This window comes from Cupriavidus sp. 01L46 (assembly GCF_056399905.1).
Window position 1 is genome coordinate 43,949 of sequence record NZ_JBFTSF010000022.1, and the last position, 14,677, is coordinate 58,625.

A 14,677-nucleotide genomic window follows, 5' to 3' on the forward strand; every position below is an offset into this window, starting at 1 on the left:
GCCCGGTGCCGGTCAATGGAAGGTGAAGCCACCGTCGACGTTGACCGACTGCCCGGTCACATTGTCCATGGTCGCGAAGAACAGCGCCATCCGGCCCATGTCTTCGGGCGTCTGCGCCCGTCCCTGCGGGATCAGCGTGAGCTGATGACGCGCCCAGGAATCCTCCACCGATTCGCCGTCGGCCTTCCATTCGTCGGAGAGGCGATCCCACATATAGGTGCGCACAATGCCGGGGCAGATCGCGTTGACGGTGATGCCGTCGCGCGCCACTTCCTTGGCCAGGGCATTGGTGAAGCCAACCACCGCGAACTTGGAGGCGCTGTAGTGGGCAAGGTTGGGGAAGCCTTCCTTGCCGGCGATCGAGGCGACGTTGATGATGCGGCCCTTGTGCTGGGCTTTCATGTGTTCCAGCGCGGCCTGGCAGCCAAGGAAGGTACCTTTGGCGTTGACGTCCATGACGAAATCCCAGTCGCGCTCGCTGAGTGCATCGACGGGGTGGATGCTGATGACGCCTGCGCAGTTGACCAGGATATCCAGGCMGCCGAGCTGGTCGAGTGCTTGCTTGACCATGGCGCGGTGCATCTCGGGCTTTGTCACGTCGACCTTGAGGGTGCTCACCCGGCGGCCGAGCGCGCGCACGTCTTCCGCGGTCTCGCGCATGGCGTCTTCGAGAAGGTCGGCGATCAGGATGTCAGCGCCGGCTTTGGCGAGTGTCAGGGCGATGCCGCGGCCGATGCCGCGTGCACCGCCGGTGATGACGGCGACTTGTCCCGTCAGGGGGTGGTTCATGGGTGGTCTCCTTTGCGTGTTTTGTTGATTGTCTTAAGCGCGTACGGCACGAATGACATCGCGCGACGCGCTGGGTTTGCTCCCCTCTCCCGCTTGCGGGAGAGGGGAGCAAACCGGCGGGACTCCGCTTCGTCAGCCGCCGATATGCCGCTTGAGCAGCGCGTTGACCTCGTTGGCTTTCTCCATCTGGCTCATATGGCCGGCATCGTCGAACACCTTCACCGTCGCACCGGCTGGCGCGTTGGCCGCGTGTGATGCGGGGATGATCTGATCCTGCGCGCCCCAGATCACCAGCACAGGCTTGCCGGTATCGCCCAGCCTGTGACCGGGCAGTTCGGTTTGCCGGCCGCCACCGAACAGGCTGGCGCCTAGTGTGCCGAGCGCTTCCGTAATGCCGTCCAGCCGCTTGTACTTGAGCAGGTCGTCCAGCATCTGGCGGCTGACCAGCCCGGCATCGGCGAACAGCAGCTCCACCACCGGCTTGAGGTCGCGGCGGGATTGCGCGTTGACGAAGCCTTCGGTGTACCGGCTGTTGACCTCCTCGCCAAGGCCGGCCGGCGATACGAGCGCGACCGAGCGCACGCGTTRCGGCGCGTCCACCGCTAGCTGCGCGGCTACGCCGCCGCCCATCGAGTGGCCCACCAGGTGGGCCTGGCCGATGTCGAGTGCATCCATGAAATGCGCGACGAACCCTGCCAGCGATGCGAGCGTGGTGCCGGGCAGCCTRGGCGTGGCGTGTCCGTGCGCCGGCAGGTCCAGCGCGATGACGGTGTGCGCATCGGCCAGCGCGTCGAGGTTGAACAGCCAGTTGTCCAGGTCTCCGCCGAAGCCATGGATGAACAACACGGTGTCCGCGCCCTCGCCGCGCTTTGCGTAGCGCGTGCGGATGCCGTCGACTTCGATGAACTGATAGGCCGAGGCGGCGGCGCCCTCGTCTTGCTCATCGGCGGCGGGAGTTTCATAGGCGGCGACAAAGGCGTCGATGTCCGCGTCGCTGACCTCGGGCGGCGCCAGCACGCCCAGCAGCGCCTTGACCGGCAGGATGTCGCCCACGGCCGCCACCTTGCGGCGCAGGGTGCCGGCGTCCGGCGCTTCCACCGCGTTGGCGATCTTGTCGGTCTCCACGTCGAGGATGGGCATGCCGACCGTGATCTGCGCGCCTTGCTCGACCAGCCAGTCGTTGATCGTGCCTTCTTTCATCGACAAGCCCCATTTGGGCATGACGATCGGAGTGATCTCGGCCATCAGTGTTTCCCTCCTTTCACGGTCTTGCGCGCGGCATCGGCGATGTGCGCCGCGCTGGGGATGTACAGGTCTTCCAGCGCGGGCGAGAACGGCACCGGCGTATGCGGCGGGCAGACCATCTCGATGCCGGCCTTGAGCGCGCCGAAGGCGCGCTGCGCCACCTGTGCCGAGATGTCGGTGGCGATGTTGCAGCGCGGGCTGGCTTCATCCACCACCACCAGGCGGCCGGTGTTTTCCACCGACTCCAGCACGGTGTCGATATCCAGCGGCGAGAGCGTGCGCAGGTCCACGATCTCCGCTTCGATGCCTTCCTTGGCCAGCGTGGCCGCCGCCTCCAGCGCGCGGTGCACCATCAGGCCATAGGTGACGATGGAAACGTCCTTGCCGTCGCGCACGATATTGGCCTCGCCAAAGGGAATCGCGTACGAGTTCTCCGGCACTTCGCCTTCGAAACCATAAAGGTTCTTGTGCTCGCAGAAGATCACGGGGTCGTTGTCGCGGATCGCCTGGATCAGCAGGCCTTTGGTGTCATATGGCGTGCTGGGGCACACCACCTTGAGGCCGGGGATATGCGCGAACAGCGGCGTCAGCATCTGGCTGTGCTGGGCGGCCGCGCGGAAACCCGCGCCCACCATGGCGCGGATCACCACCGGTGTCTCGGCCTTGCCGCCGAACATGTAGCGGAACTTGGCCGCCTGGTTGAAGATCTGGTCGAAGCACACGCCCATGAAGTCGATGAACATCAGCTCGGCAATCGGGCGCATGCCGCAAGCCGCGGCGCCGATGGCCGCGCCCACATAGGCGGATTCGGACAGCGGGGTGTCCAGCAGGCGGTCGCCGTGCTTGGCGTACAGGCCCTTGGTCACGCCGAGCACGCCGCCCCAGGCGTCTTTCTCGCCGTCCGCGCCGGCGCCGCCGACGATGTCTTCGCCGAGCATGATCACGCTCGGGTCACGGGTCATTTCCTGGTCAATCGCTTCGTTGATCGCCAGCTTCATGCTTAATTTGCGGGACATGGTGTGGTCTCCTGATCGTGCTTTCTGTCGTTAGGTCTCGGAATGGCGGAGGTCGCGCGCTCAGTAGCTGACGTACACATCGGTCAGCAGGTCGGCGGGCGTGGGGAACGGCGCCGCCTTGGCCTGCTGCACGGCGTCCTCGATCAGTGCGGCAACCTGCTCGTCGATGGCCTTGAGTTCGTCCAGCGCGATCACGCCGGCCTGGGTCACGGTGGCGGTGAACTTCTTCAGGCAGTCCTTGTTGGCGCGGATGTCGTCGAGCTCGCCGGAGGCGCGATAGGTTTGCGCGTCGCCCTCGAAGTGGCCGTAGAAGCGGACCATCTTGCATTCCAGCAGGGCCGGGCCACCGCCTTCGCGGGCCCGCTTGATGACCTCGCCCGCCGCCTCATGCACCGCGAAGAAGTCCGTGCCATCCACCGTCACGCCGGGAATGCCGAAGCCGGCGGCGCGGTCCACGTAGCTGTCCACTGCCGTGCCGTAGTCGCGTGCGGTGGATTCGGCATAACCGTTGTTCTCGATCACGAAAATCACCGGCAGGTTCCACACCGCGGCCAGGTTCAGGCTCTCCAGGAACGTGCCCTGGTTGGATGCGCCGTCACCGGCAAAGGTGATGCCGATCTCGCCCTTGCCGCGGAACTTGGCGGCCAGCGCGGCGCCGCAGACCAGCGGCGCGCCCGCGCCCAGGATGCCATTGGCGCCCATMATGCCCTTGGACAGATCGGCGATATGCATGGAGCCGCCCTTGCCGTTGCAGGAGCCACCCTTGCGCCCGTAGATCTCCTTCATCATCGCCACCGGGTCAACGCCCTTGGCAATGCAGTGGCCGTGGCCGCGGTGGGTGCTGGCGATGCGGTCGCCGTCGCCCAGGTGGTGCAGGATGCCGACCCCGGCGGCTTCCTCGCCGGCGTAGAGGTGGACGAAGCCGGGAATATCGCCGCGCCCGAAGTCCACGTGCAAGCGCTCTTCGAAATCGCGGATGGTGCGCATCCTGCGATAAACGGCGAGCAGTTCCTGCTTGTCGAGGGGCAGCGTGTTCCCGGTGGTACCGGATGCGTTGGCTGTCATGTCTGTCTCCTTCATGGTTTTGTGGTGGCGGTAGAAAGCTCGGTGAGTGGCTGGGGTGGGGAATGYTGCTGTCGCCGAGGTGGCGGCGCGCGCCCGCCGCGCATCAATCCGGCGGCGGCGGCGTAGCGCATGCAGGCCGCCACGTCGATGCTCAGGAAGGCGCGCTCGCGCAGCGTCACGGTGACCTCGTCCTGCGGGCCGAACACCAGCTCGCGCTCGCCGTCCAGCGCGACGATGCCGGCGCGCTGGCGCACGCGGTGCGCTACACCGTCGGTCAGGCGCTCCCAGCCCGCGATGGGCACCGCGCGCAGCAGGCCCGGCGCAATCGGCGCGCGCAGCGCGAAGCGGCCTTCGCCGGGCGCGGCCAGCTCGATCGCCAGGCCGCCGGGCTCATGCCTGCCCACGGGTTCCAGCAAGCCGCCGATGGCGGACAGGCCAATCGCCTGCGGATCGGCAAAGGACACGTAGACCGCGCCCAGTGTCTCGGTCTTCCACAAGGCGCGCGCGCCGATGAAATGCTCGTGGGCGATCACCGCGTCGACCAGCGCGATGTCGTGGCGCACCTCGCCTTCGCCGGCAATCGTGATGTCGAGCCGCTTGTTGGCGGCCAGCGCATGCGCGGCGGGAATGCGGCCGCTGGCAAACAGCCCCGTGGCCAGCCCGGTGATGGTGGGCTCGCGCATTTCGGGGTAGGCGTTGTTGGTGCCGGTGGAGATGCCGGCAATCGGCACGTTGCCGCATTCGCGCACCACCGCGCGGTGGGTGCCATCGCCACCGAGCACGATGATGGCGGCAACGCCCGCCTCGCGCAGCATGCGTGCGGCCAGGAAGGTGTCGTCGACGCGCGCGGTGACCGGCATGTCAAGGTATTCCACGTCCGGCAGCGCGGCGTCCGGCCCCTGGCGGCGCGACAGGTGGCGCGCCAGCAGCACGCGCATGCCCTCGCGGTCCGGCATCATCAGCACGCGACCGACCCCGCAGGCAGCCAGCGCGGCCAGCAGGCGCAGCACGATATTGACGCGGTCGGCCAGTTGCAGCGTGTTGGCGTTGGCGATCACGCGGCGGATATCGCGCGCGGAAATCGGGTTGGCGATGATGCCGACCAGTGGCCGGTCGGCCAGCGCTTGCTCACCCATGCCTGTCTCCTGTCTTTCTGGTTATGACAGGCATATCGCAATGGCCGTGCCACCCCGCATCGGCACGCCGGAGACGGCAAAAACTCGGGATTACCCCAGGAAAAGACGGGGCGCGCAGGGACTTTGCGGGCCGTGCGCACGCCGCAGCGTGACAGGTGTCACAGCATCACGTGTACAGGGGGGTGAACAGGTGTAGCGGGGATCTCGCGCCGGGCAGGGAAGGCGGCGCGGGCGAGCCGCGCCGCCATGCTTGCCGGCTGGCTAGTGCGCCGCGTCGCGCTGGTTGGGCGACGCGATGCCGTAGCGCGCCATGCGTCGGTACAGCGTCATCCTGCTCACGCCGATCTGGCGCGCCACCGCGCTCAGGTTCCAGCCAGCCGCGCGCAGGTATTGCATCAGCAGCATGCCTTCCGGCGGCAGCTGGTGCGGGTCGAAGCCGGGGGCCGGCAAGGCCGGCGCGCTGGCGGCCTCAGTGGCCGCGCTGCCCGGCGGGACGCTGGCGAAAACCGCAAGCAAGCCCTGCTGCGGCATCCCCTCGCCAATCCCCTCCGGGAGATCCTCCACCTCGATGTGGCCGTCGTCACAGACCGCCCGCGCGTACTCCAGCGCATTGCGCAGCTCCCGCAGGTTGCCGGGCCAGCGGTGCGCGTGCAGCCGCGCGCGCGCCGCGGGCGACAGGCTCACGGTAGCTGGCTTGCCGCCCGCGTCCAGCATCTTGCCGATCAGCCAGTCCAGGTCCGTGCGCTCACGCAGCGGCGGCAGCATCAGCCGCGCGCCGTTGAGCCGGTAGTACAAGTCCTCGCGAAAGCGCCCGCTGCTCACCAGCTGGTCTAGCGGATGGTGCGTGGCGGAAATCACGCGCAGGTTGACCGGCACCGGGCGCGCCGCACCGATGGCAAGCACCTCGCCCTCGGCCAGCACACGCAGCAGGCGCGATTGCAGCTCGCGCGGCATGTCGCCGATCTCGTCGAGAAACAGCGTGCCGTCGTCAGCCTCCTGGATCAGCCCGCGCTTGGGCCGCGAACCCGCGCCCGAAAAGCTGTTGGGCAGGTGGCCGAACAGTTCGCTCTCGATCAGGGATTCGGGAATCGCCGCGCAGTTCACCGCCACGAAGGGGCCGTCGCGGCGCGTGCTGGCCTGGTGCAGGGCCTTGGCCAGGTACTCCTTGCCGCTGCCGGTCTCGCCGTTGATCAGCAGGTTGATGGGCGAATCCACCAGCTTTGCGGCCCGCAGCAATTGCTGCTGCAATGCGGCATCGCCACCGCACAGTGCGGCCAGCGGCGCCTGCAGCGGCGTAGCCCGCTCGGCGGTATCGCGCGCGCGCTGCCAGCGCAGCGCCGGCGGCATCACGCTCAGGTAAAGCTGCGCGCCGGTGCGCGCCAGCGCCAGCGCGCGCTGCTCGCTGGGGCGCGAATGYATGAAGCGGCCCAGCTCATCGAGCCGCGCCTCGAACAGCGACTCGAACGGCATGCCAAGCAGCGGCGCGCCACCCGGTGCCACGCCCAGCTCGGCCTCCAGCATCTGCTGCGCGCGGCGGTTATGGCCAACGATGCGGCCCGACGCATCGAGCGCGAGCAGGTATTCCGGGTTGACGTCGACAAATTCCGGTGCGGCGTTGAGCTTGAGGATCCAGTCTTCGCGGTGGCTGCGCACGAAGCTGGCGTTCTCGATCCGGCTGGCGTAGATGCGCACCATCTGCAGCGCCAGGCCCTGGCTGTCCTTGGCCTGCGGCGAGGTCAGCGCGGAAATGTCGAGGATGGCGCAGAGGCTGCCGTGCGAATCGAACAGCGGCGCGGCGGTGCAGGTCAGCGGAATATGGGTGGCGTCGAAATGATCCGCCTGGTGCACGGTCAGCGCCTGGCCGGTGGCCAGCGCGGTGCCCACCGCGCAGGTGCCGGCGCCGGATTCGCTCCATTGCGCGCCCAGGTACAGGCCGGCGTGGCGCAGGCGGGCATCGGCGTTGGCGTCGCCCAGGTAATCCACCGTCACGCCCTGCGCGTCGGTCAGCAGCACCACGTAGCCCATGCCGGCCACCTGGCTATAGAGCGTCTGCAGCCCGTGGCGGGCAATCCGCGCGAAATCGTCGATGCGCTGCTGGTGCTCGCGCAGCCGGGTCTGCGGCAGGATGCGCGCCTCTTGCATGCGCGCCGGATCCAGCCCGTACTGATGCACGCAGCGCCGCCACGAATTCTGGATGATGGTTTCCGGCGCACGCACCATCGGCGCGCCGGCGCGGGTGGTGAGCTGGACTACCGTGTCGATGTGCTCGCGTTGCCGCAGGTCCATCGTGGTCTCCTTGTCGTCTCCTGGCGCGCTGCCGTGCCGGCGCGCACCAACTCCCGGCTCTGGCATGGCCTCTGTGGCGCCGCAGGGTTGCGGCGTGGGCGGCCGGGAGTCCTAATGTATCCGACAGGCAGCGGCTTGGGCAAACCCGATCGCACTGGCCGGGCGCGCGAGGTGCGCGCCAAGTGCAGCCAGCGCTTCACGGCGGAAGGCCGCAAAGGCAGGCTTTCCCAAGCCGATGTGCGCTAGTTAGCGCGCGCAGGCGCTCAAACGCCCAGCCGCTGCGCCAGCGCCGTCAAGCTATCCACCACCACATCCCAGTCCGACTCGGCCGCCAGATCCTTCGCCTGGTTCGGCCCGTACTCCGTGGGCCGGTTGACATAAGCCGTCCGCATGCCATGCGAGCGGCCATGCCGCAGGTCATTGTTGTGCGCCGCAACCAGCATCACCTCCTGCGGCTGCAGGTCGAGGAAAGCCATCACGCCTTGATAGATCTCCGCCTCCGGCTTGAAGTGGCGCACGATGTCCGCGCTGAACACCGCGTCCCACGGCAGGCCGGCATGCTTGGCCGTGTCGACCAGGCACTGCACGCTGCCGTTGGAGAAGGTGGAGATGATGTAGCGCTGCTTTAGCCGGGTGAGGCCGGGCACGGTATCCGGCCAGCCGCAGAGGCGGTGCCAGGCGCGGTTGAGGTAGTCCTTCTCCGCTTCGCTGAGGTCCTCGATGCCGAACTGGTCAAGTAGCGCGTCGAGCCGTTCGCGGTGCAGCACGTCGATATTGGCCCACGGCCGCTCGCCCTTGCGCACGCGCTCCATGCCGGGCACGTAGCCGGCGCGCCAGGCGTCGGCAAAGGCGGTCCAGTCGGCCTCGATGCCCTTCTTCCGCCCGAACGCGGACAGGTCCGCAATCACGCTGGTACGCCAGTCCACCACGGTGCCGAATACGTCGAACACCAGCGCCTTGACCGCGCTCAGGTCCGCCGCCTTGCTGCCGGCGCTGTTGCCGGCGCTGTTGCCGTGGCGCATTCTGTTCTCATGCATCCCTTATCTCCTCCGGGGTAGGCCGGCTCACGCGCTGGCTTGGTCCAGCAGTGCGATATCGCCGGCGCTCAGTGGCAGGCGCGTGGCGGCAATCAGGTCGCCCAGCTGCGCCAGCGAGGTGGCGCTGGCAATCGGCGCGGTAATGCTGGGGCGCGCCATCTGCCAGGCCAGCGCTACCTGCGTCGGGTTGGTGGCGGTGCGTGCCGCGACGTCGTCCAGCGCCGCCAGAATACGCAGGCCGCGCGCGTCGAGATAGGCCTTGACGCGCTGGCCGCGCGCGCCGCTCTTGTCAAGGTCGGCCTCGGAGCGGTACTTGCCGCTGAGAAAGCCGCTGGCCAGCGCATAGTAGTTGAACACGCCCAGGCCTTCGCGCAGCACCAGCGGCTCAAGCTCGGCCTCATACTCGCTGCGGGTATAGAGGTTGTAGTGCGGCTGCAGGCTCTCGTAGCGCGGCAGGTTGTGGCGGCGGCTGGTTTCCAGCGCCTCGGCCAGGCGCGCGGCGCTGTAGTTGGAGGCGCCGATGGCGCGCACCTTGCCCGCCTTGATCAGGCGGGCGTAGGCGTCCAGGGTTTCCTCGAGCGGCGTGTCCCGGTCTTCGTCGTCATGCGACTGGTAGAGATCGATGTAGTCAGTCTGCAGGCGCTGCAGCGACGCGTCGACGGCGCGTTCGATATAGGCGCGCGACAAACCCTTGCGGCCCTCGCCCATGTCCTTGCCCACCTTGGTGGCCAGTACCACCTCGGCACGCTTGCCGCTGCGCTTGAACCACTTGCCGATGATCGCCTCGGACTCGCCGCCCTGGTTGCCCGGCACCCAGCGCGAGTACACGTCGGCGGTATCGATGAAGTTGAGCCCGGCGCCKACAAAGGCATCGAGCAGCTTGAAGGAGGTGGCCTCGTCGGCGCTCCAGCCGAACACGTTGCCACCAAATGCCAAGGGCGAGACTTCCAGCCCGGACCTGCCCAGTTTGCGTGTGGTGATGCTTGAGGTCATGCGTTTTGCTCCGCGGGTTGCATCGAGCCGCCCGTGATCCAGGCGCGGCGAAAGGCACATTGTAGGCAGGGATCGGAAAGCTTGCCGGGCGATGAAAAGCATCCCTTAAACCACTTACCTTTCCAACGTATCTCTCCAACTTATCTCTCCACCCATTCAAGTCCCAACGGTGATGGGTCGTTAACCGGCTGTGGCCAGGCTATGCACTGCGAGCGGATTCGTCTCGCCTGTGGCTCTMTGTCAACATCAAGGTCAGGCCGATGCCGCGCCGCCGGCGCAAACCGGCTGCCCATATCCGGTAAGCATGATCATGAATCGAATTTCGTTGAACGCCAAACTCTGGGCTGCGCTGGTGGCGATGTGGCTGGCCCTGCTCGCGCTGGGCACCTGGAGCGCCGTGCACACCCGCGCCACCATGATGGCCGAGCGCCGCGAGAGCCTGCAGTCGCTGGTGGCGACCGCCGAAGGCATCATCAAGCTCTACGTGGACCGCGCCGCCAAGGGCACCATGAGCCTTGAGGCCGCCCAGACCGCGGCCAAGGACGCGCTGCGCGTGATGCGCTTCGGCGACAAGGGCTACCTGTTCCTGCTCAACTCCAAGCCGCAGGTGGTGCTCAACCCCGGCCTGCCGGATACGGAAGGCAAGATGGTGGGCGACTTCAAGGATCCCGACGGCAAGCCGGTCTACCAGAGCATCGTCGATGCGGGCAAGGCGAGCGCGCGCGCCGGCGCCAGCCCCGATGACAGCTTCGTCACCTACCGCGGCCGCCTCCCGGGCACCGAAACGCCCGCGCGCAAGCTGACCTATGTGCGCTATGTGCCGGCCTGGGACTGGCACGTGGCCACCGGCGTGTTCCTCAAGGACATCGAAAGCAGCTTCCGCGACAACCTGATCTCCGCCGCAATCAGCACCTTGCTGATCGGCGCGCTGGTGTCGGCCTTCATGCTGGCCATCATGCGCACGGTGCGCAAGAGCCTGGGCGGCGAGCCGGCGTACGCCACCGAAGTGGTCACGCGCATTGCCGACGGCGACTTCACGGTGCCGGTGCGCATTCGCGCGGGCGACGAGCACAGCCTGCTGGCCGCCATGCAGCGCATGCAGCAGCGCCTGTGCGGCACGCTCGGCGAGATCCGCGGCGCGGCGGACTCGATCGCCTCGGCCACGCAGCAGATTTCCGCGGGCAATACCGACCTGTCGCAACGCACCGAGGAACAGGCCTCAGCGCTGGAGCAAACTGCATCGAGCATGGAAGAGCTGACGGGCATCGTGCGCCAGAACGCGGACAATGCGCGCCAGGCCAGCTCGCTGGCGGTCAACGCTTCCGATATCGCGCAACGCGGCGGGCAGGTGGTCAACCAGGTGGTGACCACCATGGGCGAGATCAACGGCGCCTCGCGCCAGATCGTCGACATCATCGGCGTGATCGAGGGCATCGCCTTCCAGACCAATATCCTGGCGCTGAACGCCGCCGTGGAAGCGGCGCGCGCCGGCGAACAAGGCCGCGGCTTTGCCGTGGTGGCGGGCGAGGTGCGCAGCCTGGCGCAGCGCTCCGCCACCGCCGCCAAGGAGATCAAGGGCCTGATCGACAACTCGGTGGCCCAGGTGGACAACGGCTCGGCGCTGGTCGCCAAGGCCGGCCAGACCATGGAGGACATCGTTGGCGCGGTCAAGCGCGTGACCGACATCATGGGCGAGATCAGCGCGGCATCGAACGAGCAGAGCGCCGGTATCGAGCAGGTCGGCCAGGCGGTCAACCAGATGGACACCGTAACCCAGCAGAACGCAGCGCTGGTGGAACAGGCCGCCGCCGCGGCCGAAGCGCTGGCCGAGCAGGCGCAATCCATGATGCGCTCGGTGGCCTCGTTCCGGCTGGCGGCTTAGGGAGCGGGACTGGGGAAAGGGAGCCGGGAGCCGGGAGCAAGCCAGACAGCAAGAATGAGCCGCGCCACACCGGCGGCGGGCTCTTTTCATTTCCTGCTGGCGCCCAACGTCCATCCAGGATTGGAAGCCTAAGCTCTATGCGCGGCGAAGTATTGGCTGGGCACCTCACCCAGGACATGCTTGAAGACGGTCGCGAATGCACTTGCGCTGCTGTAACCCAGCTCCATGGCAACGCGCGTGACAGGTTCGCCATTGCCCAGCCGAACCACGGCCGCGAGCAGGCAGRCTTGCTGCCTCCATTCGATATAGCTGACGCCGGTGTGCAGCCGAAACTGACGGGTAAAGGTGCGGCGGCTCATGCCGGTGCGCTGCGCCATGTCGTCGATGCCGATTTCCAGCGAGGGGAATGCCAGGAACTCACGGCAAGCGCGATCAAGACGCGGCTCCGCGGGCAATGGCGCATTGAGAGATAGCGCGGGCATGGCCGCGATCTCGTGCAACAACAAACCCATCAGGTAGCCGTCGCGCCCGCTGGCTGCATAGCGCGTGGGCACCTCCAGCGCCTGCTCCAGCAATTGCCTCAACAGCGGCGACACGTCGCAGACCTGGCAATGCGCAGGCAGGCCAAGGCGCTGCACGGCCGGCGCGCGGATGTAGGTGTTGAGCATGGTGACCGGGCCGCGCATCTGCATGGCGTGTGGCAGCCGGGACGGCACCCAGACTGCGCGCTGGGGCGGCACCACCCAGTTGCCTTCGTTGGTGAGTACCGTGATGACACCACGCGCGGCGTAGGCGAATTGCCCGCGATGATGGCGGTGCGATGGGAAAAGCTCGCCGTCCGCGTAGTCTCGTGCCGTCACGACAGCATCGCGCGGCGTGTTCTCGTAGGGATCGATCGTGATTTTCCGCATGGCCTGATTTTATTGCTTTTTGACCTGTAATCGAAAGCAGGCCATACGGATTTCCGGCAAATTTCCGTCGATGCCAGCGCTTTGCGCCTTGCGGCCAGGAAGAGACGCACCGACCATGCTGAAAAAACACCTGTTGCTGGCCGTCGTCGTGACGGCCGTCTGGGGATTCAACTTCCCCATCACCAAACTTGGGCTTGCCGGGATCGATCCACTGCTGTTGACGGCCATCCGTTTCACGCTGGCCGCTTTGCCGTGGGTGTTCTTCGTGAAACGACCGCAAGTGGCCTTCCATTGGCTAGCGGTCTATGGATTGATCTTCGGCGTGGCGATGTGGGCGTTGATCAACCTGGGAATCGCGATGGGCGTACCGCCAGGCAGCGCCTCGTTGTTGATCCAGTTCAGCGCATTCTTCACGCTGGGCTGGGGCGTGCTGTTGTTCCGTGAACGCCTGGCATTGCCCCAGTTGATCGGCATGGTGCTGGCTGCCATCGGGCTGGTGGGCATCCTGCTGGGCAGCCCCGGCAAGGCCACCACAATCGGTTTTAGTTTGGTGATGGTCAGCGCCGTGGCCTGGAGCATCGGCAACATCGTCATCAAGGTGTCCAAGGTGCGCGAGATCTTCGCCTTCGTGGTGTGGGCCAGCCTGTTCCCGCCGATTCCGCTGTTTCTGTTGACCTGGCTGCTGCATGGGCCGGAGCCATTTGCCGCGTTGCCCTCGCATTTGACGGGGGCCGCCATGTTTTCACTGGCGTTCCAGGCCTACGGCGCGACGCACTTCTGCTACTGGGGATGGAACCTGCTTTTGCGCGAATACCCGGTGTCGCGGGTTGCGCCCCTGTCGCTGCTGATTCCGGTGTTCGGCATCGTCAGTTCCCTGTTCATCATCGGCCAACGTCCCAGCGCCTCGGATGGCGTCTCGATCGCGCTGATCCTGCTGGCGCTTGCCGTCGGCATGAAGAAGGGCCGCATCCTGCCGGCAAGGCAGCCCGTTTAGCGCTGGCCCCTTGAAAGCCGAGTCGCAATGAGGGAGCCTTGAGCGGCGCCGACCCGGCCCGGAACGCGCTCGGATCTTTTGACTTCCGAGGTCTGAAATGCGCTATGCGCATTGGCAAGTTCCAGTTGCCTTGCATCGCGATGTGCGTCAGTTTACAGGACATTGTCATCCAGCATACTGGACACCCATGGACATCAACAATCTCATCGCCCGGCGCGTGCGAACGCTGCGCGACGCCCAGGGCTTCTCGCTGGCCGCCCTGGCTGAGCGCAGCGGCGTGAGCCGCTCCAACATCTCCTTGATCGAGCGCGGCCAGAGCAGCGCCACGGCCACGGTGCTCGACAAGCTGTCCGCTGCGCTGGGCGTCACCGTGGCGTCGCTGTTCGAGGACAGCACGCCGCAGGCCGAGCCGTCGCCCATGGCCCGTGCGGCGGAGCAGCCGGTGTGGACCGATCCCGCCTCCGGCTATATCCGTCGCAACCTCTCCCCGGCGGCACCCTCGCCGATCCAGCTGGTCGACGTGGTCTTCCCGGCAGGCAAGCGCGTGGCTTATGAAACCGCCGCGCGCGAAGCCGATATCCAGCAGCAGGTCTGGATGATCGACGGGGTCATGGAAATGACGGTTGGCGACCAGCACTGGCGCCTGGAAACCGGCGACTGCCTGTCCATGCGGCTGGACCGCCCCATCGTCTACAAGAATCCCACCCGCAAGCCCGCGCGCTACGTCGTGGCGCTGGCCGCAATGCCCTTCACGCCAACCAGGAGAAACGCATGACCGGGAGCACCGGGATGACCGAAGCTATCACCGTGCGGCGCGTCGGCGCCGGCGAAGCCGCCGCTTGCATCGAGCCGCTGGCCGATGTGCTGATCGATTGCGTGGAGGGGGGCGCGTCGGTGAGCTTCATGCTGCCGCTGCCGCGCGAGAAGGCCGTGAAGTTCTGGCGCGGCGTGGCCGATGGCGTCGCGCGCGGCGAGCGCGTGCTGCTGATCGCGCAGGACGGCCAAGGGCAGATCCTTGGCACCGTCCAGATCATCCTGTCGATGCCTGACAACCAGCCCCACCGGGGCGACGTGGCCAAGATGCTGGTGCACCGCAAGGCCCGCCGCCGCGGCGTGGCGCAGCGGCTGCTGGCGGCCCTGGATGATGCCGCGCGCGAGGCGGGCAAGTCGGTGCTGGTGCTGGACACGGTGACCGGCGGCGATGCCGAGCGCCTGTACCAGCGCGCGGGATGGCAGCGCGCCGGCGTGGTGCCGAAGTACGCGCTGATGCCGGATGGCGCGTTCTGCGGGACGACGTTCTTCTACAAGCACCTCTGAGCGCGT

At 67.0% G+C, this 14,677-nt stretch carries 13 protein-coding genes; 4 read left to right on the forward strand and 9 right to left on the reverse strand.

Annotated features, from left to right (window positions below):
• Positions 1 to 12 precede the first annotated feature (12 nt).
• From AC1DS3_RS06200 to AC1DS3_RS06235, 8 genes are all read right to left on the reverse strand, one after another.
• The gene (locus tag AC1DS3_RS06200) at positions 13 to 789 is read right to left on the reverse strand and encodes an SDR family NAD(P)-dependent oxidoreductase (RefSeq protein WP_477126851.1); all 777 of its coding nucleotides are present in this window, start codon (positions 787 to 789) and stop codon (positions 13 to 15) included.
• Positions 790 to 921: 132 nt separating this feature from the next.
• Positions 922 to 2,034: an acetoin dehydrogenase dihydrolipoyllysine-residue acetyltransferase subunit gene (locus AC1DS3_RS06205; RefSeq protein WP_477126852.1), complete on the reverse strand. Its 1,113-nt coding sequence runs from the start codon at positions 2,032 to 2,034 to the stop codon at positions 922 to 924.
• Entirely contained in the window at positions 2,034 to 3,050 is a 1,017-nt protein-coding gene (locus AC1DS3_RS06210; protein WP_441636197.1) for an alpha-ketoacid dehydrogenase subunit beta, read from the reverse strand. Before AC1DS3_RS06210 ends, AC1DS3_RS06205 begins: the two co-directional genes overlap by 1 nt.
• A gap of 60 nt (positions 3,051 to 3,110) precedes the next feature.
• Entirely contained in the window at positions 3,111 to 4,115 is a 1,005-nt protein-coding gene (locus AC1DS3_RS06215; RefSeq protein WP_477126853.1) for a thiamine pyrophosphate-dependent dehydrogenase E1 component subunit alpha, read from the reverse strand.
• Positions 4,116 to 4,126: 11 nt separating this feature from the next.
• Entirely contained in the window at positions 4,127 to 5,251 is a 1,125-nt protein-coding gene (locus AC1DS3_RS06220) for an ATP-NAD kinase family protein (RefSeq protein WP_441636199.1), read from the reverse strand.
• A gap of 261 nt (positions 5,252 to 5,512) precedes the next feature.
• The gene (locus AC1DS3_RS06225) at positions 5,513 to 7,537 is read right to left on the reverse strand and encodes a sigma-54-dependent Fis family transcriptional regulator (RefSeq protein ID WP_477126854.1); all 2,025 of its coding nucleotides are present in this window, start codon (positions 7,535 to 7,537) and stop codon (positions 5,513 to 5,515) included.
• A gap of 263 nt (positions 7,538 to 7,800) precedes the next feature.
• Positions 7,801 to 8,574 (reverse strand): haloacid dehalogenase type II, encoded by a 774-nt coding sequence (locus AC1DS3_RS06230; protein ID WP_441636203.1) that lies wholly within the window; start codon positions 8,572 to 8,574, stop codon positions 7,801 to 7,803.
• Positions 8,575 to 8,601: 27 nt separating this feature from the next.
• On the reverse strand, positions 8,602 to 9,567 hold the full coding sequence (locus AC1DS3_RS06235; protein ID WP_441636205.1) for an aldo/keto reductase: 966 nt from the start codon (positions 9,565 to 9,567) through the stop codon (positions 8,602 to 8,604).
• Positions 9,568 to 9,877: 310 nt separating this feature from the next.
• Between AC1DS3_RS06235 and AC1DS3_RS06240 the strand changes: the two genes are divergently transcribed.
• Positions 9,878 to 11,449: a methyl-accepting chemotaxis protein gene (locus AC1DS3_RS06240; RefSeq protein WP_441636207.1), complete on the forward strand. Its 1,572-nt coding sequence runs from the start codon at positions 9,878 to 9,880 to the stop codon at positions 11,447 to 11,449.
• A gap of 128 nt (positions 11,450 to 11,577) precedes the next feature.
• Here the strand turns inward: AC1DS3_RS06240 and AC1DS3_RS06245 are convergent, their stop codons facing one another.
• The gene (locus tag AC1DS3_RS06245) at positions 11,578 to 12,360 is read right to left on the reverse strand and encodes an AraC family transcriptional regulator (protein WP_477126855.1); all 783 of its coding nucleotides are present in this window, start codon (positions 12,358 to 12,360) and stop codon (positions 11,578 to 11,580) included.
• Between the two features lie 115 nt (positions 12,361 to 12,475).
• Here AC1DS3_RS06245 and AC1DS3_RS06250 point away from each other — a divergent pair, with 115 nt between their 5' ends.
• The 3 genes from AC1DS3_RS06250 (at position 12,476) to AC1DS3_RS06260 (ending at position 14,671) form a co-directional block, all read left to right on the forward strand.
• A complete protein-coding gene (locus tag AC1DS3_RS06250) occupies positions 12,476 to 13,354 on the forward strand; it encodes an EamA family transporter (RefSeq protein ID WP_441636211.1) in 879 nt (292 codons plus the stop codon).
• A 187-nt stretch (positions 13,355 to 13,541) separates the two neighbouring features.
• Positions 13,542 to 14,129 carry a helix-turn-helix domain-containing protein gene (locus AC1DS3_RS06255; RefSeq protein ID WP_477126856.1) on the forward strand — a complete coding sequence of 196 codons (588 nt, stop codon included), beginning with the start codon at positions 13,542 to 13,544 and terminating at the stop codon, positions 14,127 to 14,129.
• Between the two features lie 14 nt (positions 14,130 to 14,143).
• A complete protein-coding gene (locus AC1DS3_RS06260) occupies positions 14,144 to 14,671 on the forward strand; it encodes a GNAT family N-acetyltransferase (RefSeq protein ID WP_441636263.1) in 528 nt (175 codons plus the stop codon).
• Positions 14,672 to 14,677 lie beyond the last annotated feature (6 nt).

What these genes read in the sequence shown, in the direction of transcription:
- AC1DS3_RS06210 (WP_441636197.1), bottom strand. Translation starts at nt 3,050, where the DNA reads ATGTCCCGCAAATTAAGCATGAAGCTGGCGATCAACGAAGCGATTGAC.
- AC1DS3_RS06230 (WP_441636203.1), bottom strand. Translation starts at nt 8,574, where the DNA reads ATGCATGAGAACAGAATGCGCCACGGCAACAGCGCCGGCAACAGCGCC.
- AC1DS3_RS06240 (WP_441636207.1), top strand. Translation starts at nt 9,878, where the DNA reads ATGAATCGAATTTCGTTGAACGCCAAACTCTGGGCTGCGCTGGTGGCG.
- AC1DS3_RS06250 (WP_441636211.1), top strand. Translation starts at nt 12,476, where the DNA reads ATGCTGAAAAAACACCTGTTGCTGGCCGTCGTCGTGACGGCCGTCTGG.
- AC1DS3_RS06255 (WP_477126856.1), top strand. Translation starts at nt 13,542, where the DNA reads ATGGACATCAACAATCTCATCGCCCGGCGCGTGCGAACGCTGCGCGAC.
- AC1DS3_RS06260 (WP_441636263.1), top strand. Translation starts at nt 14,144, where the DNA reads ATGACCGAAGCTATCACCGTGCGGCGCGTCGGCGCCGGCGAAGCCGCC.